General features: G+C 59.0%; 21 protein-coding genes and 2 pseudogenes. 9 read left to right on the forward strand and 14 right to left on the reverse strand.

The window, feature by feature from the left end; translation table 11 throughout:
* Position 1 precedes the first annotated feature (1 nt).
* Positions 2–2,907, forward strand: a pseudogene (locus tag ACN0SD_RS14365) (efflux RND transporter permease subunit); the annotation flags it as partial.
* An 865-nt stretch (positions 2,908–3,772) separates the two neighbouring features.
* Here the strand turns inward: ACN0SD_RS14365 and ACN0SD_RS14370 are convergent.
* From ACN0SD_RS14370 to ACN0SD_RS14385, 4 genes are all read right to left on the reverse strand, one after another.
* Positions 3,773–4,261 carry a DUF4145 domain-containing protein gene (locus ACN0SD_RS14370; protein ID WP_417808919.1) on the reverse strand — a complete coding sequence of 163 codons (489 nt, stop codon included), beginning with the start codon at positions 4,259–4,261 and terminating at the stop codon, positions 3,773–3,775.
* A gap of 156 nt (positions 4,262–4,417) precedes the next feature.
* Positions 4,418–6,373, reverse strand: coding sequence for a DNA topoisomerase IV subunit B (parE, locus tag ACN0SD_RS14375; RefSeq protein WP_417808920.1), 1,956 nt, complete (start codon positions 6,371–6,373; stop codon positions 4,418–4,420).
* A gap of 117 nt (positions 6,374–6,490) precedes the next feature.
* A complete protein-coding gene (locus ACN0SD_RS14380) occupies positions 6,491–6,826 on the reverse strand; it encodes a hypothetical protein (RefSeq protein ID WP_417808921.1) in 336 nt (111 codons plus the stop codon).
* 220 nt (positions 6,827–7,046) lie between these two features.
* Positions 7,047–7,706 carry a glutathione S-transferase family protein gene (locus tag ACN0SD_RS14385; RefSeq protein ID WP_417808922.1) on the reverse strand — a complete coding sequence of 220 codons (660 nt, stop codon included), beginning with the start codon at positions 7,704–7,706 and terminating at the stop codon, positions 7,047–7,049.
* Between the two features lie 140 nt (positions 7,707–7,846).
* On the opposite strand from ACN0SD_RS14385, the gene ppk2 reads away from it, so the two are divergent.
* The 5 genes from ppk2 (at position 7,847) to ACN0SD_RS14410 (ending at position 12,306) form a co-directional block, all read left to right on the forward strand.
* Positions 7,847–8,890, forward strand: coding sequence for a polyphosphate kinase 2 (gene ppk2, locus ACN0SD_RS14390; protein ID WP_417808923.1), 1,044 nt, complete (start codon positions 7,847–7,849; stop codon positions 8,888–8,890).
* Between the two features lie 69 nt (positions 8,891–8,959).
* Positions 8,960–9,571 carry an SAM-dependent methyltransferase gene (locus ACN0SD_RS14395; RefSeq protein ID WP_417808924.1) on the forward strand — a complete coding sequence of 204 codons (612 nt, stop codon included), beginning with the start codon at positions 8,960–8,962 and terminating at the stop codon, positions 9,569–9,571.
* Between the two features lie 233 nt (positions 9,572–9,804).
* Positions 9,805–10,251: a c-type cytochrome gene (locus tag ACN0SD_RS14400; RefSeq protein ID WP_417808925.1), complete on the forward strand. Its 447-nt coding sequence runs from the start codon at positions 9,805–9,807 to the stop codon at positions 10,249–10,251.
* Positions 10,252–10,271: 20 nt separating this feature from the next.
* The gene (locus ACN0SD_RS14405; RefSeq protein WP_417808926.1) at positions 10,272–10,865 is read left to right on the forward strand and encodes a cytochrome b/b6 domain-containing protein; all 594 of its coding nucleotides are present in this window, start codon (positions 10,272–10,274) and stop codon (positions 10,863–10,865) included.
* A 43-nt stretch (positions 10,866–10,908) separates the two neighbouring features.
* A complete protein-coding gene (locus tag ACN0SD_RS14410) occupies positions 10,909–12,306 on the forward strand; it encodes an MATE family efflux transporter (RefSeq protein WP_417808927.1) in 1,398 nt (465 codons plus the stop codon).
* Here the strand turns inward: ACN0SD_RS14410 and ACN0SD_RS14415 are convergent.
* The 4 genes from ACN0SD_RS14415 to ACN0SD_RS14430 all read right to left on the reverse strand — a co-directional run bounded on the left by ACN0SD_RS14415 (position 12,299) and on the right by ACN0SD_RS14430 (position 14,986).
* A complete protein-coding gene (locus ACN0SD_RS14415; RefSeq protein ID WP_417808928.1) occupies positions 12,299–13,510 on the reverse strand; it encodes a UbiH/UbiF family hydroxylase in 1,212 nt (403 codons plus the stop codon). The two genes, ACN0SD_RS14410 and ACN0SD_RS14415, sit on opposite strands and share 8 nt — an antisense overlap.
* A gap of 105 nt (positions 13,511–13,615) precedes the next feature.
* Complete coding sequence (locus ACN0SD_RS14420; RefSeq protein ID WP_417808930.1) at positions 13,616–13,798, reverse strand: hypothetical protein; 183 nt, start codon at positions 13,796–13,798, stop codon at positions 13,616–13,618.
* Positions 13,799–13,988: 190 nt separating this feature from the next.
* On the reverse strand, positions 13,989–14,222 hold the full coding sequence (locus ACN0SD_RS14425; protein WP_417808932.1) for a hypothetical protein: 234 nt from the start codon (positions 14,220–14,222) through the stop codon (positions 13,989–13,991).
* 113 nt (positions 14,223–14,335) lie between these two features.
* The gene (locus tag ACN0SD_RS14430; RefSeq protein ID WP_417808933.1) at positions 14,336–14,986 is read right to left on the reverse strand and encodes a pyrimidine 5'-nucleotidase; all 651 of its coding nucleotides are present in this window, start codon (positions 14,984–14,986) and stop codon (positions 14,336–14,338) included.
* Between the two features lie 95 nt (positions 14,987–15,081).
* Here ACN0SD_RS14430 and ACN0SD_RS14435 point away from each other — a divergent pair, with 95 nt between their 5' ends.
* Entirely contained in the window at positions 15,082–15,735 is a 654-nt protein-coding gene (locus tag ACN0SD_RS14435; protein ID WP_417808934.1) for a GntR family transcriptional regulator, read from the forward strand.
* Positions 15,736–15,746: 11 nt separating this feature from the next.
* Here the strand turns inward: ACN0SD_RS14435 and ACN0SD_RS14440 are convergent, their stop codons facing one another.
* Together ACN0SD_RS14440 and carA are read right to left on the reverse strand one after the other, a co-directional pair.
* A complete protein-coding gene (locus ACN0SD_RS14440; protein ID WP_417808935.1) occupies positions 15,747–17,828 on the reverse strand; it encodes a glycosyltransferase family 2 protein in 2,082 nt (693 codons plus the stop codon).
* Positions 17,829–17,945: 117 nt separating this feature from the next.
* A complete protein-coding gene (carA, locus tag ACN0SD_RS14445) occupies positions 17,946–19,112 on the reverse strand; it encodes a glutamine-hydrolyzing carbamoyl-phosphate synthase small subunit (protein WP_417808936.1) in 1,167 nt (388 codons plus the stop codon).
* 167 nt (positions 19,113–19,279) lie between these two features.
* On the opposite strand from carA, the gene ACN0SD_RS14450 reads away from it, so the two are divergent.
* Positions 19,280–19,744: a GatB/YqeY domain-containing protein gene (locus ACN0SD_RS14450; RefSeq protein WP_417808937.1), complete on the forward strand. Its 465-nt coding sequence runs from the start codon at positions 19,280–19,282 to the stop codon at positions 19,742–19,744.
* 461 nt (positions 19,745–20,205) lie between these two features.
* Here the strand turns inward: ACN0SD_RS14450 and ACN0SD_RS14455 are convergent, their stop codons facing one another.
* The 4 genes and pseudogenes from ACN0SD_RS14455 to lipB form a co-directional block, all read right to left on the reverse strand.
* Positions 20,206–20,730, reverse strand: a complete 525-nt coding sequence (locus tag ACN0SD_RS14455; RefSeq protein ID WP_417808938.1) for a DUF2244 domain-containing protein — start codon at positions 20,728–20,730, stop codon at positions 20,206–20,208.
* A gap of 132 nt (positions 20,731–20,862) precedes the next feature.
* Complete coding sequence (ctaD, locus tag ACN0SD_RS14460; protein WP_417808939.1) at positions 20,863–22,536, reverse strand: cytochrome c oxidase subunit I; 1,674 nt, start codon at positions 22,534–22,536, stop codon at positions 20,863–20,865.
* Between the two features lie 251 nt (positions 22,537–22,787).
* Positions 22,788–23,216, reverse strand: a complete 429-nt coding sequence (locus tag ACN0SD_RS14465; RefSeq protein WP_417808940.1) for a c-type cytochrome — start codon at positions 23,214–23,216, stop codon at positions 22,788–22,790.
* 115 nt (positions 23,217–23,331) lie between these two features.
* Positions 23,332–24,006 (reverse strand): annotated as a pseudogene (gene lipB / locus ACN0SD_RS14470) (lipoyl(octanoyl) transferase LipB); the annotation flags it as partial.
* Between the two features lie 193 nt (positions 24,007–24,199).
* On the opposite strand from lipB, the gene ACN0SD_RS14475 reads away from it, so the two are divergent.
* Positions 24,200–25,897 carry a peptidoglycan-binding domain-containing protein gene (locus tag ACN0SD_RS14475; RefSeq protein ID WP_417808941.1) on the forward strand — a complete coding sequence of 566 codons (1,698 nt, stop codon included), beginning with the start codon at positions 24,200–24,202 and terminating at the stop codon, positions 25,895–25,897.
* Positions 25,898–26,031: the final 134 nt, after the last annotated feature.

The following is a 26,031-nucleotide window of genomic DNA, read 5'->3' on the forward strand; positions in this document are numbered from 1 at the left end:
CATGATCCGCTTTTTCATCCACCGTCCCGTCTTTGCCATCGTTCTGGCCTTGGTCACCATTCTGGCGGGCGGCTATAGCGTCACCCAACTGCCGGTTTCGCAATATCCCGAGGTCGCGCCGACTACGATCCGTATTTCGGCCAGCTATTCAGGCGCAACCGCGCTTGCCGTCGAAAACTCGGTCACCACGCCGATTGAAGACGCGCTGACGGGCCTTGACGGGATGCTCTATATGGAGAGCCGTTCGACCCAAGGCTCGGCGCGGGTGACGCTGACCTTTGACAGTTCCATCACGCCGATTGATGCCGAAAACGAGGTGCAGACCAAAATCCGCCAGATCGAAAGCCAGTTGCCCAACTCGGTGCAGACGGCCGGGGTGAACGTGTCGCGCTCATCCTCGGATATTTTGATGGTCGGCACATTGGTCTCGGCGGATGGCAAATATTCGACACTCGAGCTGGGCAATATTCTAGCGACCGAGGTGCAAGGCCCGGTCGAACGCACCGCCGGGGTTGGCGGGCTTAATATCTTTGGCTCGGGCTATGCGTTGCAGGTCTGGCTGGACCCCAACAAGATCAACCAATATCAGCTCACGCCGAACGACGTGACAACGGCTGTGAAGGCGCAAAACACCACCGTGTCGGTTGGCAGCCTTGGCGAGAGGCCGACCACGAATGGCCAGCAATTCACTGCCACGATTACTGCGCAAAGCTAGCTTACCTCGACCGAGCAATTCGAGAAAATTCTGCTCAAGACCGAGACGGACGGCTCGGCGGGCGATGTGGCGCTTATTGAAATCGGGCAAGAAGATTACGGCAGGAACTCGCGCTTTGACGGGCTGAGCGCATCGGGTTTAGGAGTGAACCCCGCCAATGGTGCGAATGCGGTGGACACGGCGGCGGCCGTGCGCGCGACGCTGGCGCGTCTGGCCCCGTCGCTGCCCGAAGGCGTGAGTTTTCACATCGCCTATGACACCTCGCCTTTCGTGCAGCAATCCATCGAGAAAGTGTATCACACGCTAGGCGAGGCGATTGTTCTGGTGCTGCTGATGGGCACGTTTGCCGTGCTGTTGATTGCGGGCTACTCGATCAATACGCTGACGATGTTCGCGATGGTGCTGGCCATCGGCTTGCTGGTGGATGACGCCATTGTCGTCGTGGAAAACGTCGAGCGCGTGATGGAAGAAGACGGCCTGTCCGCGATGGCCGCCACCGAGAAAAGCATGAGCCAAATCACCGGCGCGCTGGTGGGTGTGGCGCTGGTGCTCTCGGCGGTGTTTTTGCCGATGGCATTCTTTCCCGGCTCGACCGGTGTGATTTACCGCCAGTTCTCGGTCACGATCATCACGGCGATGGTGCTGTCAGCGATCGTGGCGCTCCCACTGTCGCCGGCATTGGCGGCGAAACTGCTGCACCCCGCGACCACGCCGCCAAACGCGCCTGCGCGCGCATTCAATAGCGGATTTGCCAAGGTGCAATCGGGATATGTAGCGGCCGTCAGGCGGATCCTGCGCAAACCGTTTCTGATGGTGATGGTCAGTCTCTCAGAGGAGTCGACCAATGCGCAGACGTCTGATGTCGTTGATAAGATTACCAACTGCCTTCTAACGCAGGAAAAAGGCGATGTGTCTTCGGTCCTTGCTACGCTTGGGTTTTCATTTCGCGGGTCGGGGCAGAACACCGCGATGGTGTTCGCCATGCTGAAGGGGTTCAGCGAACGCACAGGCAAAGATCAAAGCGCCGAGGCAATTGCCGCGCGTGCCAACAAGTATTTCGCCCGACTGCGTGCAGGTGAGGTGTTTTTCCTGCAACCGCCATCAATCCGGGGTTTGGGTAATACGTCAGGCTTTAAATTGTATTTTGTCGATCAGGCTGGCGCGGGAGTGACTGCCCTGCGCCAAGCGGCAGATCTACTGGTTGGCGAGGCGAGAATTGACGGCCGCCTACCCAACGTTCAGGTGAATGGCGATGAGGATAACGCAGCCTTGCAGCTAAACATTGACCAGCAAAAAGCCGAGAGTTTAAGGCTGAGTTTGAGCGATCTGAACGCGATGCTCTAGGTGATTTTCGCGGGAAAAGATGTCAATGATTTCAAGATCAACGGCAATTTGCGCCCGGTCATCGTACAGGCCGATGCGCCCTATCGGATGCAGCCCGGCGACATCGACAACTGGTATGCGCGCAATTCGAGCGGCGACATGGTGCCATTCTCGGCCTTTGTGACGACGCAATGGGTGTCTGCCGCGCCGAAACTCTCGCGCTACAATGCCACTGATGCGGTGGAAATTTCGGGGCAGTCATCGGCCAGTTCCAGTTCGGGGGCGGCGATGGATGCGATGCAGGAGCTGGTGAATAAATTGCCAAGTGGCTATGGGCTGGCTTGGACGGGGCTCAGCTATCAGGAACGCCAATCGGGCAATCAGGCGTCCTATCTTTATGCGCTGTCGGTGCTGGTCGTATTCCTGTGTCTCGCAGCGCTTTATGAAAGCTGGTCGATCCCGCTTTCGGTGATGCTGGCCGTGCCGGTGGGCGTGTTGGGCGCGCTGGCTGCGGCTTGGGTGACGGCTCAGGCGAACGATGTTTATTTTATGGTTGGCATCTGGACGACCATCGGGCTGGCGGCGAAAAACGCTATTCTGATCGTCGAATTTGCGCGCAATCTTGAGGCGCAAGGGCGCGATTTGATCGACGCCACTCTTGAGGCCGCACGGCTGCGTTTGCGGCCGATCCTGATGACCTCGCTGGCCTTTATGCTGGGGTGCTGCCCTTGGCGATTGCCACCGGGGCCGGGGCGGCGGCGCAACGCGCGATCGGGATTGGCGTGATGGGCGGTATGGCCGCGGCCACCTTTATCGGGGTGTTCATGGTGCCCGCTTTTTATGTGCTGGTGCGGAAATTTACCCCCAAGAGCAAGCCTCAGGTGAAGTGGGAGATCGCTCACCAAGCTTCCGGATTCGGGGTGATCTGCATGCCTATGATCAAGTGCGCGCGCGGTTGCATCGCGGGCTCGACTCGATTCTGAACGACAAGGAATACCATGATATTTTCCTCATCAATGCCTAGGGAGATGTTGTCTATACGGTGCCCAACGCGGCGGATCGCGCGAGCAATCTACTGACGGGACCGTATAAAGATTCCGGCTTGGCCAAGGCGTTTCGCGCGGCACTGGGGGCAAAAGATAGGCAAGCCGCTTACGATGCTTTCGCCTCCTATACCGCCAGCGGCGAGGCATCGGCAGCGTTCATGGCGCGCGCAGCGTTTGACGAGCGGGTAAACTGGTCGGAGGTCTCGCTTATCAGATGCCGATAAAGGCACTCGATGCGGCTGTGAAAGCCGCTTACGCAGTCCCAGCCGATTGATATTCACGGCACGCGCCTGGCTTTGATCGTCAAGGAAGATGTGGCAGAGGTGCTGGCCCCGCTGCACGCGATGCGAAACCAATTCATCTCGGGCGGCGGCGCGATGATCGAAATTGCGGAGAAACGCTATGACGTTGCGCTGCCCTCTTGCGCGCGCCTGCCGGAATGTCGCGCGATCCGGTGCGGGTCGGGCAGGAGGGGGGCAATATCGTGCCGCGTTAACCCGTGTTCACGCCGCCCCGCCCGTATGTCGAGAAATCGAGGTTGTGGCTGGGTAGGCGCGCTACGCCAATCACCCGCGCAGAGGGACGGCGCGCAGTAATTAGGTTGGAGCCATAGGCGCGGGAGGGGGAGTGTCGTATGTTTCAGTGTGATGAGGGCCGCGCCCGAGCCTTGGGGGCTTCTCCCTCAGAATCACGTTTCTTGGGCCAGTTTTTGTTTCGCTTCTGCTACGAGGGCTGGCATTGCGAATGCGTAGGTAAGAAAAAGAAATGCAAACTCTCGCGCCGCTTCGCATTCTTCTTTGCTCGGGTCATATTCCTCTTCATGCATCGAGTCATTGCCGAACAAGCGGACTTGGTCGAGAAGTTCAATCATCGGATGAGGAAGGATCGAGTTGTTCTCAAGTTCGCGAATGCGTTTGTTCAGCATCCCAGTAGCGTCCGGATTGATATGCTTTATAGCACGTTCCATAGCTTTTCGATACATTGCGCCCGCAGCGCTATATAGGCCCGAGTTGAAAGAGGTTTCTGCCTCAATATAAGGCTTTAAAACGTTGTCTGGTGCGGCATCAATGTTTCGTGCAGATTTCTTGCTCGGGTACGTTGTCCGCACGGCTTGTTCAGAAAATCTTTCGTCAGTCTCTAACGGGTTGGAGTCCGAATTTCTGCTGCGAATTGTCATGAGAATGGAATCTTCGCACACGCCGCATTTACTTAAAATGTTCCATAGATATCGATCACGCGGAACTCTAGTTGCCGCAAGAAGTTCGAAACTTGAGCCCTGTGTTTTACAGTGAGGGCAAGGGTGTCTAATGAATTTTCTAATCAAATTACTACCTCAAACATCCAACTCCTCCACGAACTGCGCGTTTTCGGAAATATACTGGAACCGCAGTTCGGGTTTCTTGCCCATCAGGCGCTCGACCAGATCGTCGGTTTCGCCGGGCATGTCGTCGTGGATGGTGACACGGATCAGTTTGCGGGTTTCGGGGTTCATCGTGGTGTCTTTCAGGTCTTTGGCGTCCATTTCGCCCAAGCCCTTAAAGCGCTGCACGTCGATTTTCCCTTTGCCGCCCAGTCCCTTGGCCAGCATCTCTTCTTTCTCGGCATCATCGGAGACGTAAATCCGCTTCGCCCCTTGGGTCAGCCGGTAAAGCGGCGGGCAGGCCAGATATAGATGGCCTTGATCAATCATCGGGCGCATTTGCGTGAAGAAGAAGGTCATCAAAAGGGCCGCGATATGGGCACCGTCGACATCTGCATCGGTCATGATGATGATCTTGTCATAGCGCAGATCATCGACATTGAATCGGGTGCCCAGACCCACGCCCAAAGCCTGCGTCAGGTCGCTAATTTCTTGGTTCGTGCCCAGCTTGGAACTTGCTGCGCCCAGCACGTTCAGGATTTTGCCCCGCAGCGGTAGCAGCGCCTGATTTTTGCGATCGCGTGCCATCTTGGCCGAGCCGCCTGCCGAGTCACCCTCGACGATAAACAGCTCGGTATTGGCGCGGTTGGTGGCCGAACAATCGACCAGCTTACCGGGCAGGCGGAGCTTTTTGGTGGCGGTTTTGCGTTGCGTTTCCTTTTCCTGACGCCGCTTGAGCCGCTCTTCCGAGCGCAGCACCAGAAAATCAAGAATCGCACCGGCCGATTTCGTATCCGAGGCCAGCCAGTTGTCGAAGTGATCGCGCACCGCGCCCTCGACAAGGCGATGGGCCTCGACGGTGGCAAGGCGGTCTTTGGTTTGGCCGACAAATTCTGGCTCGCGGATAAAGCAACTGACCAGCGCACAGCCCCCTGTGATCAGGTCTTCGCGCGTGATTTGGCTGGCCTTTTTGTTGTTCACCAACTCGCCATAGGCGCGAATCCCCTTGAGAATCGCAGCCCAGAACCCGGCCTCATGGGTGCCGCCCTCGGGGGTGGGAACGGTGTTACAGTAGGACTGGATGTAGCCATCGCGCGACGGCGTCCAGTTGATTGCCCATTCGACTTGACCGGGCACGCCGAATTTTTCCTGAAACTTCACCTTCCCGGCGAAGGGGCGATCGGCATAGGTGCTGGCACCGCCGAGAGTCTCGGTCAGGTAGTCCGACAAACCGCCCGGAAAATGGAACACGGCCTCGGTGGGTGTCTCACCATCGTCTATTTCGGTTTTCCAGCGAATTTCGACGCCCGAGAACAGATAGGCCTTGGAACGCACCATCTTCATCATCCGCGCGGGTTTGAAGCGGTGATGACCAAAGATCTGCTCATCGGCGTGGAAGGTCACGGTGGTGCCGCGCCGATTGGGGGCGGCGCCGATCTTTTGCACCGGGCCGTCAGGGATGCCGCGCGAAAAGCGTTGCTCGTAAAGCTCTTTGTTTTTCGCAACTTGCACGATCATCACGTCTGAAAGCGCGTTCACGACCGAGGCGCCAACGCCGTGCAAACCGCCTGAGGTTTCATAGGCATCGCCCGAGAATTTCCCACCCGCATGCAGCGTGCACAAGATCACCTCAAGCGCGGATTTGCCGGGGAATTTCGGATGCGGATCAATCGGGATGCCACGGCCATTGTCGCGCACGACAACCGAGTAATCCGCCAACAATTCAACCTCGATGCGCGTGGCGTGGCCTGCGACCGCCTCATCCATCGAGTTATCAAGGACCTCGGCGACAAGATGGTGCAGCGCACGCTCATCCGTTCCGCCGATATACATGCCGGGACGCTTGCGAACGGGCTCCAGCCCCTCGAGCACCTCAATGGAGGACGCGTCATAGCTATCGGTTTTGGGCGTCAAAAGATCGTCGGCCATGCTCGCATCCTCTTGTGGTTTGTTGAACCACAGATACAGCAGGTAGGGGCGGGGGGGCAAGAACGCCCCTCCGCCCCCGTTATCACCGCGGGCCCCACCCCTACGGATCAACAACGATCAGGCAATACTCGACATTAGCAACATCGACCCCACAGCCATGGCTATCCCGAGCGACTCAAGCACGGCACGTTTTCCACCGAACAAAAGCACACCAATCGTCACAAGCGCCAACAATGTGAAAAGTGATGCAGAACCCGCATTTTGCGCCATAGAGACGTTACGCAACGCAAGAACCCAAGCTGCCGCAGTAGCGACAAAGCACATGGCACCAAGGAAGATAGTTGGCCCATGCAGGGTCACGCGCCTATCAGACACTGGCTTCAGGAAGCGCTCGCTTGCAATCACCCCAAGCACTGCAAGTAAACAAATCCCATACGCCAGAAGGCCCGACATCTCCGAACTCCACATCTTTTCACTCCCCTACATTGACGTAAGGGAAGTGCGTTTACCAAGAAGAATTCGGGTCGATAGAGGAATTCCCGACTGAGTGTGCAGGGCAACCTGACCAAAAGGCTAGGCTAAGGCTGAGCAATTGCCCAAGTGACGAGCAATGCCTGTTTTTGGCGGGAGAACGTGCCAGCGAATCGCCTGATCGCTTGAGCACGATTCGCGCTTATACCGGTTCGGCTTGGAACTTGCTCCACATCGCGCGGAACCCTGCGCGGGCGTGACAAAACTTCAGCCATTGGGCGAGACGCGGATAAGGGGTAAGGAATTCCGCATGATCGGTGCCATAGCGCAGAATCTCGGCCGTATTGATATCGGCCACGGTGAAACGCCCGCCGACCATATGGCTGTGATCTTCCAGATGGGCCTCTAGCGCCTCAAGCGGGCGGACAAGCTTGGCGGTTAAGCGCGCGATTTCGCTGCGCCCGTCCTCGGTGTCTTGTTCCTTACGCCGATACACGAAGCTCAGCGCAAGCGAATCTGCCTCGATCCAAGTGGCGCAGAACAGTGCCCATTGCTCCATCAGGGCAAGTTCACGTTCATTGGCTGGGGCAAGCGGCCCACCTGCCTTGCGCGCCAGATGCAGATTGATCGCCAGTGATTCTGACAAGATCAGCCCGTCGTCTTCCAGCACCGGGATCGCGCCCATCGGCGAGAGGCGGCGAAACTCGGGCGAGCGGGTGTTGAGCGGCGCATCGGGTGCGAGCGGATCTTTAAAGCGGTTGGCCTGCACCACACGCGTCAACTTGAACGCCAGCTTGGTTTCTTCAAGCAGCCAAAGCGTGCGACTCGCGCGGGAATGATAGTTTCCGTAGACTGTAAGCATCCGATTCTCCACTTTTGAGTGATATGGAGGCTTTTCGGAGCCGTTGCATAGCCCCAAGTGCGATATTTTTGATGCGTATCAAGGCAGATCACGGGGCTTTGCTTTAGTCTGACGACTGATTTCGAACAGGAGGGATGCGCATGAAGGATGAAACCGTGACCAATTCTAAAGACGCCAACGCAAAATCCGTGACGACTTTGGCAACGGAGGCCACGAGCGTCTTCGAGAAGCCAGCAGATCCGGCTGATCCCCATCCTGCAATCGCAGCGGGCGATCAGGCCAAGAAAGGTCCGCAACGTTTTCCGCGCGTTGATCCAAATGCCGTTCGACTGGCCTTTGAAACCGGCAAATATCCTTATCGTAGCAAGCTAAAGCGCGCCCAATACGAACACGAAAAGGCGCAGATTCAGGCTGAATTGCTGAAGGTCCAGAAATGGGCGCTTGAGACGGGCCAGAAATTTGTGATTCTGTTTGAAGGGCGTGACGCGGCGGGTAAGGGCGGCACGATCAAGCGCTTTAACGAACATCTTAACCCGCGCTTTGCCCGTGTCGTGGCGCTCAATAAGCCGACCGAAGAAGAGCGTGGCCAATGGTATTTCCAGCGCTACATCGACCATCTGCCCACGGCTGGCGAGATGACCTTTTACGACCGGAGTTGGTATAACCGTGCTGGTGTTGAGCGGGTGATGGGGTTCTGCAATCCAAGCGAATACTTGGAATTCATGCGCCAGACCCCAGAATTGGAACGGATGTTCGTGCGCTCGGGGATCCGGCTGTATAAATACTGGTTCTCGGTGACGCAGAATGAACAGCGCGCGCGGTTCAAATCACGTGAAACCGATCCGCTCAAACGCTGGAAGCTGTCGCCGATCGACTTGGCCTCGCTGGACAAATGGGATGACTACACCGAGGCAAAAGAGGCGATGTTCTTTTACACCGACACCGCCGATGCGCCTTGGACCATCGTCAAATCGAACGACAAGAAACGCGCACGGCTCAATTGCATGCGTCATTTCCTGTCGACGCTGGACTATCCCGATAAGGATTATGAGATCGCGTCAGGCCCCGACCCACTGATCGTTGGCAATGCCAGCCATGTGGTGCATTCCGCCGATCACATTTTGGGAGCGTCGCTGCATCCCGACCAGCGAAAAACGGCGAGAAAGGCACCCTCTGCGTCATAGTCTCGATTCCGTGTTCTTGTCACACCGCAATCGCGCTCCATCTCATCAGGTCTTACGCAGGAGGTCACGATGAGTTGGAACGCGCGGTTCGCAGGTGAGGACTATGTTTACGGCAAAGCGCCCGCCGCCTTTGTGGCGGCGCAGGCTTGGCGTATTGCGCCGGGGTCCAAGGTGCTTTCGATTGCCGAGGGGGAAGGGCGCAACGCGGTGTTCCTGGCCGAGCAGGGTGTGGCAATGACCGCGCTGGAAGCGGCACCCAATGCCCTTGCAAAGGCACATAAACTGGCGCGAGAGCGCGGCGTGGCGCTTGATTTCATCGACGCGGACTTGCGTGGGTATGATTGGCCAGAGGCAGGCTATGACGCGGTTCTGGCCTGCTATATCCAATTCGCCGATCCCGCGTTTCGCGCCGAGATTTTTGACGGTCTCGCCCGGGCACTCAAACCCGGTGGGCTGGTATTGATTCATGGCTTTGCCAGACGCCAGCCGCGCTATGGCACGGGCGGGCCGGGCGTGGTCGAGCAGCTTTACGATCTGGATTTGCTGCATGGCGCGTTTCCGCGCTGGGATGTGCTGCATCAAGCCGATTATGATGGCGATCTGGACGAGGGCGCGGGCCATTCCGGTCGTGCCGCACTGGTCGATTTCGTGGCACGAAAGCCAGTGCGCAGGCGCGGATGACGCGCCCGGAAACCTGCACGAACCCATTCAAACGAGGCGTCGAAGGGTTTCCGTCGTACTGGTGATGAAATTCCGCGCACTCGGCGGAAAATCGCGTAAAATCAAATGCTTTGCGCCAGCGTCAGCACGCCGCATGTGCTTCTGCGCACAAATGATATGTTTTTAGAGTTTCACGCGTTCGTGTAACATGCGAAACGGGAACTATCTGAAATCAAACCTTTTGGGAGACTATCATGCGTAAAACCCTCCTCGCCCTTTGCTTCGTTCTGCCCGCCGGTATGGTCGCAGCACAATCGCCCGAAGATGCGGTCAAGGCTCGTCAGGGCTACTTTGATATGCTTGGCGCGCAGATGGCGGTACTGGCACCGATGGCTCAGGGCAAAATGGAATTTGATGCGGCCAAGGCCAAGGTCGCTGCTGACAACCTTGCAGCCCTTGCCAAGGTTGATGTCTCGCCGCTCTTCATGTCGGGCACCTCGACCGATGATCTGGGCAGCAAAACCAGCGCATTGCCCGCGATCTGGGAAAAAGGCGATGATTTCATGGCCAAAGCGACCGGGTTGCACGAGGCGGCCGCAGCAATGCCTGCCGCGGCTGGTAGTCTTGAGACGCTTCAGCCCGCAGTTGGCAAACTTGGCGGCGCGTGCAAGGCCTGCCATGACGATTTCCGCGCGAAGTAAGCAACAAGGCGATAAGCACGATGCGTGACACTACCTCCCCCAAAACCCGGACCGTCAAGGTTTGGGACCCGGTCGTTCGCTCTTTCCACTGGCTTCTGGTGCTGGCATTCGCCGGCTCTTGGGGCTTGGGGGAATGGGGGCCGAACCAGATGACATGGCATTTCTATTTTGGCTATTTCATTGCGGGGCTGGTGGGCGTCCGTCTGATTTGGGGCTTTGTGGGCACGCGCACCGCGCGCTTTTCAAGCTTTCTGTTCGGACCGGGTAAGGTGGTGGCCTATCTGCGCCATCTGCCCTCGCGCGAGCCGTCAAACTGGATCGGCCACAACCCTATGGGGGGGTGGTCGGTCTTTATCATTTTGGGCCTGTTGATCGCGCAGATCGCGACCGGGCTGATGTCTGATCCTAAGGATTACATCAATGTCGGCCCCTTGGCGCAATATGTGCCCGGTAGCATCAGCGACCTGTCGGTGAAGCTGCACAGTATTATCTCGAAACTGCTGCTGATCGTGGTTGGCGTGCATATCTCCGCGATCCTGTTTTACAAGCGGTGGAAGGGCGAAAACCTTGTTGGCCCGATGATCACCGGCAAGAAGGTCGTCGAGGAAGACTGACCCAACTCTTGACCGGGCCTGCGCGCGCGTCTAGCGAACTTGGATGAGCGCGCAATTCCCGACCACAGCCTCCCCGATGCCGATCACGCGCCACCTGCGCGCGATCCTTGCGCTTGGCTTGCCGCTGATTGGGTCCAACCTTGCGCTGATGATGCTCAACGTCACCGATACGGTGATGGTGGGCTGGTACGGGATCGAGGCATTGGCGGCGTTGGTGCTCGGCTCGTCGTTCTTTTTCTCTTTGTTTATGCTGGGTAATGGCATCGCTTTGGCGGTTATGGGGCGGGTCTCGGCCAGCCTTGGCGCGGATGATGAGGTGCAGGCGCGCCGCGACACGCGGATGGGGATCTGGCTGTCGATCCTGTATGGAATCGCGGTGTTGCCGGTGACGTGGTATTCCGGCGCGATCCTGCAAATGCTGGGTCAGGAACCTCAAATCGCGAGCCTCGCTCAGGACTATCTGCGTATCCTTGGCTTTGCGCTGGCCCCTGCGCTGGCGATGATGGTGCTGCGCTCTTACCTGTCCGCGCAAGAGCGCACACAAGTTCTGCTTTGGATCACGCTGGCGGGTATCGGGGTCAATATCGCGCTGAACTGGTTGCTGATTTTCGGCAATTGGGGATTTCCCGAAATGGGCGTGCGCGGTGCGGCGATTGCCTCGCTCACTGTCACTTGCCTGAGCCTTGTTGCGCAGGCGAATTATGCTGCGCGCGCGCCCGGTTTGACGCATATCGAGCTATTCGCCCGCTTCTGGCGCCCCGATTGGGAGGCCTTCTGGCTCGTGCTGAAAATGGGCGTGCCGGTGGGTCTGACCTCTGTTGCGGAGGGCTCGATGTTTCAGGCATCGGCGCTGATGATGGGCTGGATTGGCACGGTCGAACTGGCCGCCCATGGGATCGCGCTGCAAATTACCTCCATCGCGTTCATGGTGCATGTCGGGCTGTCCAATGCGGCGACGGTGCGCGCAGGGCGGGCGCATGGCGCGCGCAATCAGCGTTTACTGCGCGACGGGGCGCTGGCGGTCATCGGCTTGTCGCTGGTCTATGGATTGGCGACGGTGGCACTGTTCATCACATTGGGCGGGCCGCTCACCGCGCTGTTTCTGGATCGCGCCAATCCCGCAAGCGCGCAGATTATCGCGAGCGGCGTGAGCTTTCTGATGGTCGCGGCAGTGTTTCAGCTATTTGATCTGATGCAGGTGATGGCGTTGGGCCTGTTGCGCGGCGTGCAGGATACGCGTGTGCCGATGTGGATGGCAGTGCTGAGCTATTGGCTGGTCGGTATTCCGGCAAGTTATGCTCTGGCCTTTCCGCTGGGCTTTGGCGGGGTTGGGCTGTGGTTTGGGCTGGTGCTGGGGCTGGCCTGTGCGGGTGCGCTGATGATGCGCCGATTCTGGCGCGGGCCGTGGCTGCGTCAAACCCCGAGCAGCGGCGCTATTTGACGCCAAGTCCCGCGCGCATCAAGGATTTGCGCACCGGTCCAAGCGAATAAAGCGCGCCCAAAACCCCCGCGCGCAGATCGCGCAACGGGCGGGCCTGTACCATCGAGGCACGGTTAAGAAAATCAATGCCGATTTCGCGCGCCTTCACCTCGGGCCAGCGACGGCGGTGATAGGCATCCAGCATCGCGGGTTCGCCCAAATGCGCCGGATCGCGGTCACACAGCTCAAGCAGATAGGATAGATCGGCAAGGCTCATGTTCAGCCCTTGCGCCCCGATTGGCGGGATGACATGGGCGGCCTCGGCGATCAGGGCCACGCGCTGGGCGCTAAAGCGACGCGCGATCTGCGTCAGCATCGGCCAAACTGAGCGGCGCGTTTCCAGCGTAAGCGGCCCAAGAATACCGGTCGAACGTTCCAGCATCGCGGCTTCGAACTCCGCGACGGGCAGGGCGGCCAAGCGCTCGGCCTCGGCCCCGCGCTCCATCCAGACGATGGCTGACGAGGGCACACCGTTGCGATCGGGCAGCGGCACCAAGGTAAACGGCCCGCCCGAGCGATGGATTTCAGTCGAGACATTGCCATGCGGGATCGGGTGGGTGACCGCAAAGGCCAGCGCCTTTTGGCCGTAATGCGTTGTTTTGACGGGAATACCCGCCGCCTCGCGGATAAACGAGTTGCGACCGTCGGCGGCAACCACCAGCCGGGCGCGCACATGGCTGCCATCGCTCAGCGTGACCTCCGCCCCGCTTTCGCGCGTTACCAGCCCGGTCGTTGCGACGCCGGGGCGGAAATCGACCTGCGGGATTTCCGCAAGCCGGGACACCATTTCGCGGCGCAGCAACCAGTTGGGAAAGTTCCAGCCAAACGGTTCGTCCGACAGATCGGCAGCATCGAAATCGCGCGACAGTCGCGCCTCGGATTTCTCGCCGCCTGCATCAATGATGCGCATAATTTGCAACGGCGCGGCATAGGGTGTCAGGCGCGCCCAAAGCCCGGCTGCCTCAAGCAGTTTGCGCGAGGGGTGCAGCAACGCGGTCGTGCGCATATCTGCGCCGTCATCGCCCTCCGAGGTGACTGGCGGTGCGGGGTCGACGCAGATCGTGGTAAATCCCGCCGCACCAAAGGCCGCAGCCGCAGTCAGGCCTGCTACTCCGCCGCCGGAAATCAGGATGTCGGTGTGTTGGATGTGGCATGGTTGTGACATGGAAAACCCCGGTCTAAGACGCCCCCAATTTGCGCCGATTGGGTCGCGTCTGCAATCACCGAAAGCCACCCTTAGACGACGTTTGGGTAAAGTTGCGATGCCGGCCTAGCTAAACGAGATGCCCACAAGCACGGCGAAAACCACAAAGGTCATCGTGACCATCCAAACGGTCGTGCCCAACAGACCAAGCAGCAGCGTGCCAAATACTAACCCGGCCACGATCAGAGCTGCGACGAGATAAAGCGATAGCGCGCCTTTGTTGGGCTGTGGAACGATGGCTGCGTTCATGAGGATCTCCAGAGGCTATGATGCGCTAAAGACAAGTAGCGCTTTCTTGATAGCATGGGCGCGGGGCTGTCGCCATTACCCAGACTGTCGCAGCGCCGCTCTACAACAAAAACGGCCGCGAACGATCTGGTCGGGCCGCATTTGAAACACTGCTCTCAAGTCGTAGACTGGCTGCGCTCAGCGGGTCAGGTCAACTGCCTGCTGTCATCACCACCAGCAAGGCCAGCATGATCCAGGTTGCACCAACGCCCCAAAGGATTAGTCCGCCAAGGCCCATCGTCGCGATCAAGCCAGCAGCAATCGCGACTACCAGAAATGCGATCAAATACATCGTGCGCGGTTTCACATGCGCTTTGTCGTCGGAGTGGTCATGGGTGTCGGCAACAGAGGCCGTAACGCCAGACTCGGCCGTGATGGTGTTCATTGTCGAATCTCCCTTCGCTATCTCCCTGATAGCCCGCTAGGGCTTAACGGGAGGTGGATATATTTTATATAGCGCAACGCGCGCCATAATGTCGCAGTTTCGTGATCGCAGCGTCACTTTTGCGCCATATGCGTCAAGAAAGCCGCCAGATCATCCGTGTGAAACTCGATGTGATCATCGGGGCCGCGATTGGGCGCGACATGCACCGTGCGCATTCCCAGCGCATGAGGGTGGCGCAAATTGCGCGGATCATCTTCGAACATCGCACCTTTCGCGGGCGTGATCCCTGCCTTCGCAAAGACCGTATCAAAAGCCTGCGCCGAGGGTTTGGGATGAAACTCGGCATGTTCGACACCGTAAACCCCGTCAAATATTCCCGACAGACCGCGCGCCGCCAGAACCCGCTCGGCATAGGGTGCCGAGCCATTGGTGAACACGATCCGCCGACCGGGCAGGGCTGCAATGCCTGCGCGCAGGGCCGGATCGGGTTGCAGATGATCCAGCGAAATCTCGTGCACCTCGGTCAGGTAGGGGCCGGGATCGACGCCATGTTCGTGCATCAGCCCGGCAAGCGTGGTGCCATATAGCTGCCAGTAATGCCCGCGCAGGTGATCGGCATGGGCGCGATCAACCCCAAGTGCCTGCATCACAAAATCGGTCATCTTCATTTCAATCTGGTCAAACAGCCGCGCCGAGGGCGGATAAAGCGTGTTGTCGAGGTCAAAGACCCAGTCAGTCACTTGCAAAAAGTCATGTGTGCTCATGGCACGAAAGGTAGGCCGAGAGGCGCGCAGGTGCAATCTGCTTGTCTTAGGCGTCCACGCGGGCCTAATCTGCCAAAAGACGCAAGGCAGGACAGATGCAAAAAGACGCCTACACGCTTATTCTTGAAGCGATCGACGCGGGGATTTACCGGCCCGGAAACCGTTTAGTGGAATCTGAGCTGGCTGATCGGTTCGGCGTGTCACGTACCCCCGTGCGCGAGGCGCTGCAACGACTTGAAACGCAGCAGATGCTGGCGCGTGATGGCCGCTCGCTGATCGTAGCCTCACTTGATCACAACCAGCTGGCGGAACTTTATGTCGTGCGCGCCGAGCTAGAGGCGCTGGCCGCGCGACTGGCCGCCAAACATGCAGCCCCCGAAGAGGTGCGTGTGTTACAAAACATGATCGATGAGGATCGCGGCCAATTGAACAGCCCCGAGGCGCTGAGCCGTGCCAACCGGCGCTTTCATCACCAGATCCATTTGGCCTCACATAATCGTTATCTGGTGCAGCAGCTTGATCTTGTACACCGCTCGATGGCGCTTTTGGCGACCACATCGCTTGGCGTGAAGGGGCGGGGCAAGGCCGCGCTTGACGAACATCAGGCCATTGTTGATGCGATCCGCGAGGGCGACGAAGAGGCTGCAGCATCGGCGCTGCGTGCCCATATCTCGCGCGCATTTGAGACCCGTCTCAAGCTGGATGCGGCGGGGCATGGCACGGCTGGCCACTGGGCCGAGGCTCTTTAGGCCGCCTACCTTTAATCAATCAGCGGTGCGCGTACGGTGCGCGGGGCAGGTTGTGACATCCGGTCACTGACCAAGGCGATGGCCGGAATTAGGCTTGTCTCGCTCGGTGCTGGCCCTAACGCATCATGCGATTGCGCGGTGTCAAAGATGCCGTGATGGGTTTTGTCCCAGTAAAACGGCATCGCGATCACCTCATAAATCGCCTTCCATCCCGCCAATGCGCCAAGCGGAAAATAGAGATGCAGCGAGGGCACCCATTTGATCAGATGGCGGTGTTCCTCATGGCGCACGGCCCACATGCCAGCGGCGATATTGATCAGTTCTGACGCCACGAACAGCGCCATCATCGGCCAAAACAGAACGGCTGGCATGTTCGACGCAATCGGATGCCATAGCCCGAACAGCGTGATCCAGAAGCTCCACAGGACCGGGGCGAGTATATATTGCGACAGTGAGCCAAGGATCAGGATTTGCACGCCGATAAAGCGTTTGGTGCCAAGATCGCGCCAAAGCTGTAGCGGGTTGCGCATATGGACCGACCACGTCATCGCATAGCCCTTGAGCCAGCGAGAGCGTTGCTTGACCCACGGGATGGCGCGGCAATTGGCCTCTTCGTAGGTGACGGCGGGGATCAGCTCGGTGCGATAGCCGTGGCGCGCCAGACGCACGCCCAGATCGGCATCTTCGGTGACGTTATGGGCATCCCATCCGCCCAGTTTTTCTAGGGCGTCGCGGCGGAAAAACAGGGTCGTTCCCCCCAAAGGCACCACGAAACCAAGCCGCGCGAGTCCCGGCAGGAACATCCGAAACCAAGTTGCATATTCGATCGTGAAACAGCGCGACAGCCAGTTGGTGCGCGGATTGTAATAATCGAGGATGCCTTGCAGGCATGCCACATCAGCAGGTGCCTGGGCGAAGTGGCGCGCTACGATATGGAGCTGATCGGGATCTGGCGCATCCTCGGCATCCCACACGCCAATCACCGAGCCACGACAAAAGCTTAGCGCGTAATTCAGCGCGCGCGGCTTGGTTTTGATCGGGCCGTCGGGCACGCTCACGACCCGCATCCAGCGCGGCAGGCGCGCGCGCGCCAAAGCGTCGCGCGTGATTGCATCGCTTTGCTCGGCGACAAGAATGACATCCAGCAATTCGCGTGGATAGTTCAGCCGCCCTAACCGCTCGATCAGCCGCGCGGCAATATCGTTTTCGCGAAACAGCGGCACCATCACCGAAATAATAGGCAGGCGCGGCGGCGGGCCCGCCTTTGGACGGGGCGCTGGAATGGGCCGCGAGTCGACCTTGCGCTGGGCACTAAATTCGGCGGCAAAGGCCATCAGCTTTAACCCCATCGAGCCGATCAAGGTCAGCATGACCCAGCCAAACAGCAGCCCTAAAATCCATTGCGGCGCGAACCACAGCCCGAGCAAAGCAAAGATGACAAACCCCATCGCGATCCGGGCGGCACGGGCCTCATTATGGGTGCGGCAGCTTTCGGCAAGATCGACCTTAACCTCGGCACGCCGGATCAGCGCGGTTTGGCGACGGCGCAGCAGGCTTTCATGCACCTCGCGTTCGGGGGACAGCATCATGCGATAAGGCGCAAACTTGGCGGGCAATTCGGATTTCAGGGCCGCAAAACTTTCGGGGCGCGCAGTGGCGATGACGGTGTGCCCGCCGATCTGACGCCAAGGCACCATCGCCTGCGCCAGACACAGCTCTGCCCCAAGCGCGTCAATCAAGCGCGGGTCGGGGTGCTCGCGCGTCAGATCAACGCCCGAGACCTGCCATTGCCGGGCCAAAGCGGCCATCAAGGCGGGCTCATCAACCCAACCATGGGTGAGCAGAATATCCCCAAGCCGCACGTCTTCCCGCTGACGCAGCGCAAGTGCCTTAAGCAGGTTGCCCGGCTCGACCTCGCCCATTTCCAGCAGGATTTGGCCCAGCGGCGTGCGCAGCGCTGGCCCCGAATGAGATTTCGGGAGCACCCGCTGCCGACGTGGCGCGGGCGTTACGTTTTGCAGCGACGAAAGCGGCGGCGCATCCTGTGCGACACTTTCAAACGGTTCCACGATACTTGCCTTGGCCTGCGCCATGAGTCGCCCCTAACCACTGTCCCGCACTCAACATGCGGACGCAGGGTTAACGGGGGGTTAACGCATCAAGGGCATTGCGTGGCATTCGCACCGAGAGGGCGCAAAAATGCCACGAATTCAACCGGCTTTGCGGGCGCGCATCGCATCGGCGAAGCGTTCAAACAGGTAGTAGCTGTCTTGCGGGCCGGGGCTGGCTTCGGGGTGGTGTTGCACCGAGAAGACCGGGCGATCTTGCAGCGCGATGCCGCAATTGGAGCCATCAAACAGCGAGATATGCGTTTCAGTGACCCCCTTAGGCAGCGTTTGACTATCGACGGTAAAGCCGTGGTTCATTGAGGTGATCTCAACCTTGCCGGTGGTCAGATCCTTCACTGGATGGTTGGCCCCGTGATGGCCGTGACTCATCTTGATCGTCTTGGCCCCCAGCGCAAGCGCCAGCATCTGGTGACCAAGGCAAATCCCGAAAACCGGCAATTGCGCATCCAGCACGCCATTGATCATCGGCACCGCGTAAATGCCCGTTGCCGCCGGATCGCCCGGACCGTTGGACAGAAACACGCCATCGGGATTAAGCGCGAGCACATCTTCGGCGGTCGCGGTTGCGGGCAGCACAGTCACATCGCAGCCCGCAGAGGCCAGACAGCGCAGGATGTTGCGCTTTGCGCCATAATCAATCGCGACAACCTTGAGGTCATTGCCCTTGGCTGCGGTGTAGCCCTCAGGCCAAGCCCAACGCATCTGATCCCAGTGATAGCTTTGCGCGCAGGTCACGTCCTTGGCCAGATCCAGCCCCTCAAGCCCCGACCAATCGCGCGCCTTTTTCACCAGCGCTTCGATGTCAAACTCGCCGTCGGGGTTATAGGCCAGCGCGACATGGGGCGCGCCTTGCTGACGGATCGCGCGGGTCAGGCGGCGGGTGTCAACGCCACCCACACCGATGCGGCCGCGTTTTGCCAGCCAGTCCACCAGATCCTCGCTTGCGCGCCAGTTGCTCGGCTCGGTCGGGTCCCATTTGACCACCATGCCAGCCGCCACCGGATCGCCGGTTTCATCGTCATCGGGGTTCACGCCCGTGTTGCCGATATGGGGAAAGGTAAAGGTCACGACCTGACCCGCATAGGACGGATCGGTCATGATTTCCTGATAGCCCGTCATCGCAGTGTTGAACACCAACTCGGCGACCGTTTCACCGGTTGCGCCAAATCCGCGACCATAAAAGAGTTGTCCATCCGCCAGCGCGATCAATGCGGTGGGTTTTTCCGATGCAGTCTGACTTGCAGGCATGGCGCGACTCCCCGAGGCAAAATTCGACGGAACTTAGGCGCGCGCCACGCGCGGGTCAAGGGCTAGCGAGAGATTTGTATTTATCAACAAAATCAACGATTTGCAGCGGTTGTGTGCATTTCGCAAAGCGGCTATTCTGACGTCTTGCTGCATAAAGGACGTAGGTTATGCAAATGCGTGAACGGATCGCAACGGCGCTGAAGTCAGCGATGAAGGAAAAGGACCGCGAGCGGCTTTCGACGCTGCGCTTGATCAATGCGGCGATCAAGGACCGCGAGATTGCGATGCGATCAGAAGGCGAGGGTGATGGCACCGTCGGTGATCCTGAAGTGCTTGCGATCATGGGAAAAATGGTCAAGCAGCGCCAAGAAAGCGCGCGCGCTTATGAAGAGGGCGGGCGGCTGGAACTGGCCGAAAAAGAGCTGTCGGAAGTCGCGGTGATCGAAGATTTCCTGCCCCGTCAGCTCAGCGATGACGAGGTGGCAGCGGCTATTGATAGCGCGATTGCCAAGCTCGGCGCAGATTCGATCCGCGATATGGGCCGGGTCATGGGCGAGCTGAAAGCGCAATACACCGGACAGATGGATTTTTCTAAAGTCGGCCCGCAGGTCAAAGATCGCCTCGCCTCGTAAACTGGCGGGCGAGGGCGGTCGCTCTCGCAGTTTGCGACTGTGTGAGTGAGGGGGTCGAGATAATTTCAACCGTTTAAAGCCGCGCGTGTTGGGCGCTACGGCGCTGCTTGGCGCCTGCGTGCCCACTGCTGGGCTGGACGATATCAAACGCAGCTACCCGATCGGCAAATGTTTCAGTTCCCCTCCAGCGTTGCCGGCGGGGAGCTCGGCTATCTTTGTGCGGCCCCCCCCGTGCCTCGCCGCGCGACCAAGGCACGTGCGCGCAAGATTCCTGCGGCCTATGAGGTCGAGATTCGCAATTATGATGACACCTTTGCCGCAGAGCTGGTGGGGACGCTGAAAGCGGGGACTTCACCGAAAGCGACAGCGCTGTTTGGGCGCGCCAAGCCGCATTCAAGATTGAGAAAACCTATGAATGTCTGCTGATTTCCGGCCCCGGTGTGGGTGTGCAGGTTTAGGCGCTAGAGCGGATTCGGCGCGCTCGCCTTGGCGATATGGCGGGTCAATTCGCCATGTAATTCGCGCCGTTCCTCGGGGGTCAGAAACGCGCCAATCTCAACCTCGCGCGGGCCGCCGAGCAGCGTAAGGTAGTTCGGCACCGGCCCGCCCTTCGCGTGCATCTCAACGCGTGCCCAATGCACATTGGCCTCCCAGTCGCGCACAGATGCGCGCCCCGGATCACGGCGGATCAGGCGCAGCTTTTGCGGGCCAAATGATAGTACCTCGCGCACTTCTCCGGTGCGATAGCTGTGTGAGATCGCCCACCAAACGCCGGCTACGGTGGCGATGATGAAGGGCAACAGCCACCACATTTCCACGCGCCCAAGCACCGCAAACAGCGGAAGGCTGATCAGTGTGACGAAAATTACGATGAAAATCACAAACCCTTTGCGCGGCAAAGAGCGGTAGGGCCACAAATGCAGCTCGGTTGCGGTGGCATCCGCCTGCCCCTCGGTGGGGGCGGTTTCGATCCAGCGATACGGCATTGACTCTCTCGGTCACGCGGGCTTTCAGACTAACGCGGGTTGCAGGCCCCGCAAAGCGTCACGCGCGGGTTACAACAAAAACGGCCCCGAATTGATTCGGGGCCGTTTCAAGTTCAGGAGACGGGAGCCCCGCTAATGGGAATGGGCGTGATCCCAGTCCTCACGTTTGGGAAGCTGTTCGAACGTATGCTCGGGCGGCGGGCAGGGCAGGGTCCATTCCAGCGTATCGGCATATTCGTTCCAGTAGTTGTTCTCGGTCACGCGCTTGCCGAAGAACAGCGTGTAGAACACGATGCCGATGAAGAAGATGAAGCTGGCAAACGAGATGAACGCACCGATCGAGCTGACATAGTTCCAGGTGGCAAAGGCCTCTGGGTAGTCAATGTAGCGGCGCGGCATGCCCTGACGACCCAAGAAGTGCTGCGGGAAGAAGATCATGTTCGAGCCGATAAACATCGCCCAGAAATGCACCTTGCCCGCCCATTCCGGGTATTGCCGCCCCGACATCTTGCCGATCCAGAAATAGATCCCGGCAAAGATCGCAAAGACTGCGCCAAGGCTCATCACATAGTGGAAGTGTGCCACAACATAATAGGTGTCGTGATAGACGCGATCTAGCGGGGCTTGCGACAGCACAACGCCCGTCACGCCACCGATGGTGAACAGGAACAAGAAGCCAAGTGCCCAAAGCATCGGCGTCTTGAACTGGATAGAACCGCCCCACATCGTCGCGATCCAGCTAAATACCTTCACGCCCGTGGGCACCGCGATCACCATCGTCGCCACCATGAAGTAGCTTTGCTGTGTTAGCGACAGCCCCACCGTGTACATGTGGTGCGCCCAGACGACAAAGCCCAGCACCCCAATCGCCACCATCGCATAGACCATCGGCAGATAGCCAAAGACCGGCTTGCGCGAGAAGGTCGCGATGACGTGGCTGATGATGCCAAAGCCCGGCAGGATGATGATATACACCTCGGGGTGTCCGAAAAACCACAGGATGTGCTGATACAAGATCGGATCGCCACCGCCCGCAGGATCAAAGAAGGTGGTGCCGAAATTGCGATCCATCAGCAACATGGTGATTGCGCCTGCCAGAACCGGCAGAGACAGCAGGATCAGCCAGGAGGTCACAAAGATCGACCAGGCAAATAGCGGCACCTTGTGCAGCGTCATGCCCGGCGTGCGCATGTTCAGGAAGGTGGTGATCATATTGATCGCGCCAAGGATCGAGCTTGCGCCAGAAACGTGCACGGCAAAGATCGCCAGATCCATCGAATAGCCGGTTTCATTGGTCGAAAGCGGTGGATAGAGCACCCAGCCCACGCCCGAGCCCATGCCACCACCGCCACCCGGTGCCAGCAACGAGGCAATCCCCAGCGAGGTGCCTGCGACATACAACCAGTAGGAAAGGTTGTTCATCCGCGGGAACGCCATGTCCGGCGCACCGATCTGGAGCGGCATGAAATAGTTGCCAAACCCGCCAAACAGCGCGGGAATCACCACGAAGAACATCATCAGAACGCCGTGATAGGTGATCATCACGTTCCAAAGGTGTCCGTCTGGGGTGCATTCCTCGGCCGCGTTCGCGATGAAACGCGCGCCCTCTTGGCACATATACTGCACGCCGGGCTCCATCAGCTCGAGGCGCATATAGACAGTGAATAGAACCGAGATCAGGCCAACAAAACCTGCCGTAAACAGGTAAAGGATACCGATATCTTTGTGGTTGGTGGACATGAACCAGCGGGTAAAGAACCCGCGGCTTTCATGCTCACCTTCGCCGTGAACGGCTGCGTCCGCCATAGTAAACTCCCATATCTCCCTGCAGGCCGGGGTCTCCCTCCCATGGGCCTGAATAGGGTGACGTTATGGGGTATTCGCGCCCATCGCAACAATTCAGGACACGCAAGCGTGAAAAATTGTCGCAGGGGCGGGATCATTTGTGCAGATTCTTGAATATCTGCATGTGGTTGCGCCTATCGCAGCGATTTCAACAAAAAAAAGACGGGGCAAAAGACCCGCCTTTTGTTCGTTTGCAAGCGGTTGAGCACTGCTTAGCTCGCGTTGCCAGGCGAGACCTCGGGGGTAGCAAGATAGGCGGCGATATCGGCCTGATGCTTCTTTTGCTTCCAGGTCATGCCTGATTTGGCTTTGGGATCGCCGGTCTTCTCTTCGAGATAGGTCGATGGATCGGTCATGTATGCGGCGAGGTCCTCGACGGTCCAGACTGCGCCGGTCGCGGCCAGTTCCTTAATGCCGTCTTTGTATTTGAAACCTTCTTCCGACGCGACCGGACGGCCGACGACGTTATACAGGTTCGGGCCGACTTTGCCGCCTTTAAAGATCGCAGTGCCATCGGGGGCAGTGATGGAGTGGCAGGCTTTGCACTTCTTGAATTCTTTTTCCCCTTTGGCGACGTCCTGCGCGAAAGCAGGGCCAGCCAGAGCGATGGCAGTGATCGTGGCAATCAGGCTAAGTTTCATCGCGTAATCCTTGTTCTATGTGAGTGTTGCGGATCCTCCCGACCCGGCTTTCACAGACAGTCACGCTGTCTTGAAGGCGTTCTTAACACGCAAATCGGGGGTGATGTCAGTAAATTTATCGCGCGTGAGCGGGTTTGTCCCCGAAGGTGCGCGGGAATGTCGCGGCCAAAGCTATGTCGAGATCGGCCATCGTCGCGGGAATACCTAAATCGACAAGGCTGGTCACGCCATGATCGCGAATCCCGCAGGGAATGATTCCCTCAAAATGGCTGAGATCGGGGTCTACATTGATCGAAATACCGTGAAAGCTGACCCAGCGGCGTAGCTTGACGCCGATCGCGGCAATTTTGTCTTCGGCGGGTGTGCCATCGGCCCCCAGCGGCTTTTCCGGCCGCGTCACCCAGACCCCAACACGCCCGTCGCGAATTGCGCCAGTGACGTTGAATTCGGCCAGTGCCGCGATCACCCATTCCTCGAGCTGATGCACGAATTTGCGCACATCGCGCCCACGTTTATTCAGGTCTAGCATTACATAGGCGATGCGCTGCCCCGGCCCGTGATAGGTATACTGCCCGCCCCGTCCTGCCTCGTAGACCGGGAAGCGATCAGGATCGACAAGATCGGCGCGCTTGGCCGAGGTGCCCGCCGTATAAATCGGTGGATGTTCGAGCAGCCAGATCATTTCATCCGCCTCACCAGCGGAAATCTGTGCCACGCGCGCCTCCATAAATGCGAGCGCCTCGCCGTAATGCACAGGAGCCTCGCTGATGCGCCACTCGACCATGTCTTCACCCTTTCTGAGGCTGGAATCCCTTACTCGGCGTCAATTTTGCTTGCCATAAATACGATTCGCGCGCCAAAATTCACACAATCGTGACGCGTGCATGGCATTCTCGACAATCGGCGGAACCGCCTAGCGCTGCGAAAATGGCCTTTGTTGATCAAAAAGCAAGGCCGAAATTTTGGGATCGGGGGATCAAGAGATGAAACATAAGGCTTTAGTTATCAGCGCGCTGTCGCTGGCCGTCACGTTTGGGCCGGTGGGTCCGGTTGCTGCGGGGGGATCTGATATCGTTGGCGGCGTGATCGGTGGCATCATCGGCGGTGCCATCGTCAACGAGGCGAATCGCAATCGCCGCACCACGACGCCCCGCACGGTCACCAAGCGCTATTACAAGAAGCCCACGATGTCCTCGGCGCAGCGCGAGCAAAATCGCGAAGTGCAGACCTCGCTTAACCATTTCGGCTGGAACGTGGGCACGCCTGACGGAGTGCTGGGGCGCAATTCGCGCTCGGGTGTGTCGCAATATCAGGCGTTCATGAAGTTCCCGATCACCGGCACGCTGGGGGAAATGGAACGCACTATTCTGACCACCGCCTATCAAAAGGCGCGGTTGGGCGGCTCTGCCGTGGCGCAAACCGTTTCGGGCCATCCCCAAGGGATGCGCGGTTTGCTAATCGAAACCCGCGAGCAGATGCTGGGCGGTGGGGGGGCGCAGACCTACGCTGGCGGCACGATTGGTGGCCTGCCCCCCGAGGTGTCGGAAGCCGTGTTTGAAATTGCGCGCAACTCGAATGTGCAGCCCGATCAACTGATCGCGCGGGCGGGCTTTGTACAACTGGCCGATATGAATGCCGATGGGCGCACCGATTACCTGCTGGATACCTCGGTTCTGGGGCAGGGGTTCTGGTGCAATGGCGATAATTGCGTCGTGCGGATCTTTGCCTCGACGCCGCAAGGCTATGAGCGCAACGATTTCCAAGCTGTAGGCGCCACGCCTGCGATGTTCACCTGCCGTCAGGCGATCTGCCAAAAGCTTGATCAGACGGCACCGGTGATGGCAGGTGCGCCCGGCTCGAACCTGTCCACGCAGCCTCAGGGGCTGCCCGACACGGTGATGACCTCGACCATGCAACCGCAGGTGCCTGCATTTGCCGCGCAAGTTGCGACGGCAGCGACCCCCGCGATGCCTTCGTTTGCGGCTGCAGCACCCACAGTTTCGCTGGCCTCTTATTGCGCCAAGGTCGGGCTTGTGACCTCGTCCAACGGCGGGTTCATGACCGAAGCCGCGCTAAGCGATGCTGATCAGGCACTGGGCGAGCAGTTCTGCCTTGCGCGCGGCTATGCAATCGACAGCGGTGAGGCGATGGCAGCGAAAATCTCGGGCTTCACGCCTGATCAGGTCACCGCCCAATGCCGTGATTTCGGCGCGTTGCTTAAATCCGAGGTTGCCTCAGCCGGGATAAGCCCGCGCGAGGTGGTGATTGATAAGGTCAAAGCCTTTGTTGCAGGCTCGGGTATGAGCCCCGCTCAACTAACGGGCACTTCCAAAATCTGTCTGTCGGTCGGCTATCGCACCGATGATATGGGCGTAGCGATGGGTTCGGCTTTGGTTCTCAGCGCGCTGGGCCAAGACGGCTATGGCGAGCTGATCGGTCACCACTTGGTGCGCGGCATCGGCACGCAAGAACGCCGCGATCTGGCGCTGGGCTGGTACGAGAAAAGCGCCGCTGCCACGCCGGTCTTTGCCCCCGCGCAGCCTGAACGCAACGGCCTGATCCGCAAGGCCGCGCTGATGATCAACGGTCACACGCAAGCGGCCCCGGTTCCGGCGGCGTCAGGTGCGCCCAGTTTTGTCGATATGGCAGCCGATCTGGTCACAACGGGCGCCACGCAGTAACGCCGAAATCTTGCACGCGGGTCAGGAAACATGCCTCGGCCCGCGCGCTGCGTTCAAAAAAACTATGGCCCAAGCCGAAATACCCCCTTCCCATCGCGCGAGGCTTTGGCTAAGACGCGCCTCACCAAGCCTAG

It is taken from the genome of Thioclava sp. (assembly GCF_048263065.1).
Lineage (GTDB): Bacteria > Pseudomonadota > Alphaproteobacteria > Rhodobacterales > Rhodobacteraceae > Thioclava.

Bases quoted from the DNA above. Each gene is read 5' to 3' on its own strand.
- ACN0SD_RS14450 (WP_417808937.1), top strand. From the start codon at position 19,280: ATGCAAATGCGTGAACGGATCGCAACGGCGCTGAAGTCAGCGATGAAG.
- ACN0SD_RS14395 (WP_417808924.1), top strand. From the start codon at position 8,960: ATGAGTTGGAACGCGCGGTTCGCAGGTGAGGACTATGTTTACGGCAAA.
- carA (WP_417808936.1), bottom strand. From the start codon at position 19,112: ATGCCTGCAAGTCAGACTGCATCGGAAAAACCCACCGCATTGATCGCG.
- parE (WP_417808920.1), bottom strand. From the start codon at position 6,373: ATGGCCGACGATCTTTTGACGCCCAAAACCGATAGCTATGACGCGTCC.
- ppk2 (WP_417808923.1), top strand. From the start codon at position 7,847: ATGAAGGATGAAACCGTGACCAATTCTAAAGACGCCAACGCAAAATCC.
- ACN0SD_RS14475 (WP_417808941.1), top strand. From the start codon at position 24,200: ATGAAACATAAGGCTTTAGTTATCAGCGCGCTGTCGCTGGCCGTCACG.
- ACN0SD_RS14400 (WP_417808925.1), top strand. From the start codon at position 9,805: ATGCGTAAAACCCTCCTCGCCCTTTGCTTCGTTCTGCCCGCCGGTATG.
- ACN0SD_RS14405 (WP_417808926.1), top strand. From the start codon at position 10,272: ATGCGTGACACTACCTCCCCCAAAACCCGGACCGTCAAGGTTTGGGAC.
- ACN0SD_RS14415 (WP_417808928.1), bottom strand. From the start codon at position 13,510: ATGTCACAACCATGCCACATCCAACACACCGACATCCTGATTTCCGGC.
- ACN0SD_RS14440 (WP_417808935.1), bottom strand. From the start codon at position 17,828: ATGGCGCAGGCCAAGGCAAGTATCGTGGAACCGTTTGAAAGTGTCGCA.
- ACN0SD_RS14435 (WP_417808934.1), top strand. From the start codon at position 15,082: ATGCAAAAAGACGCCTACACGCTTATTCTTGAAGCGATCGACGCGGGG.
- ACN0SD_RS14410 (WP_417808927.1), top strand. From the start codon at position 10,909: ATGAGCGCGCAATTCCCGACCACAGCCTCCCCGATGCCGATCACGCGC.
- ACN0SD_RS14385 (WP_417808922.1), bottom strand. From the start codon at position 7,706: ATGCTTACAGTCTACGGAAACTATCATTCCCGCGCGAGTCGCACGCTT.
- ACN0SD_RS14425 (WP_417808932.1), bottom strand. From the start codon at position 14,222: ATGAACACCATCACGGCCGAGTCTGGCGTTACGGCCTCTGTTGCCGAC.
- ACN0SD_RS14465 (WP_417808940.1), bottom strand. From the start codon at position 23,216: ATGAAACTTAGCCTGATTGCCACGATCACTGCCATCGCTCTGGCTGGC.
- ACN0SD_RS14380 (WP_417808921.1), bottom strand. From the start codon at position 6,826: ATGTCGGGCCTTCTGGCGTATGGGATTTGTTTACTTGCAGTGCTTGGG.
- ACN0SD_RS14420 (WP_417808930.1), bottom strand. From the start codon at position 13,798: ATGAACGCAGCCATCGTTCCACAGCCCAACAAAGGCGCGCTATCGCTT.
- ACN0SD_RS14370 (WP_417808919.1), bottom strand. From the start codon at position 4,261: ATGACAATTCGCAGCAGAAATTCGGACTCCAACCCGTTAGAGACTGAC.
- ctaD (WP_417808939.1), bottom strand. From the start codon at position 22,536: ATGGCGGACGCAGCCGTTCACGGCGAAGGTGAGCATGAAAGCCGCGGG.
- ACN0SD_RS14455 (WP_417808938.1), bottom strand. From the start codon at position 20,730: ATGCCGTATCGCTGGATCGAAACCGCCCCCACCGAGGGGCAGGCGGAT.
- ACN0SD_RS14430 (WP_417808933.1), bottom strand. From the start codon at position 14,986: ATGAGCACACATGACTTTTTGCAAGTGACTGACTGGGTCTTTGACCTC.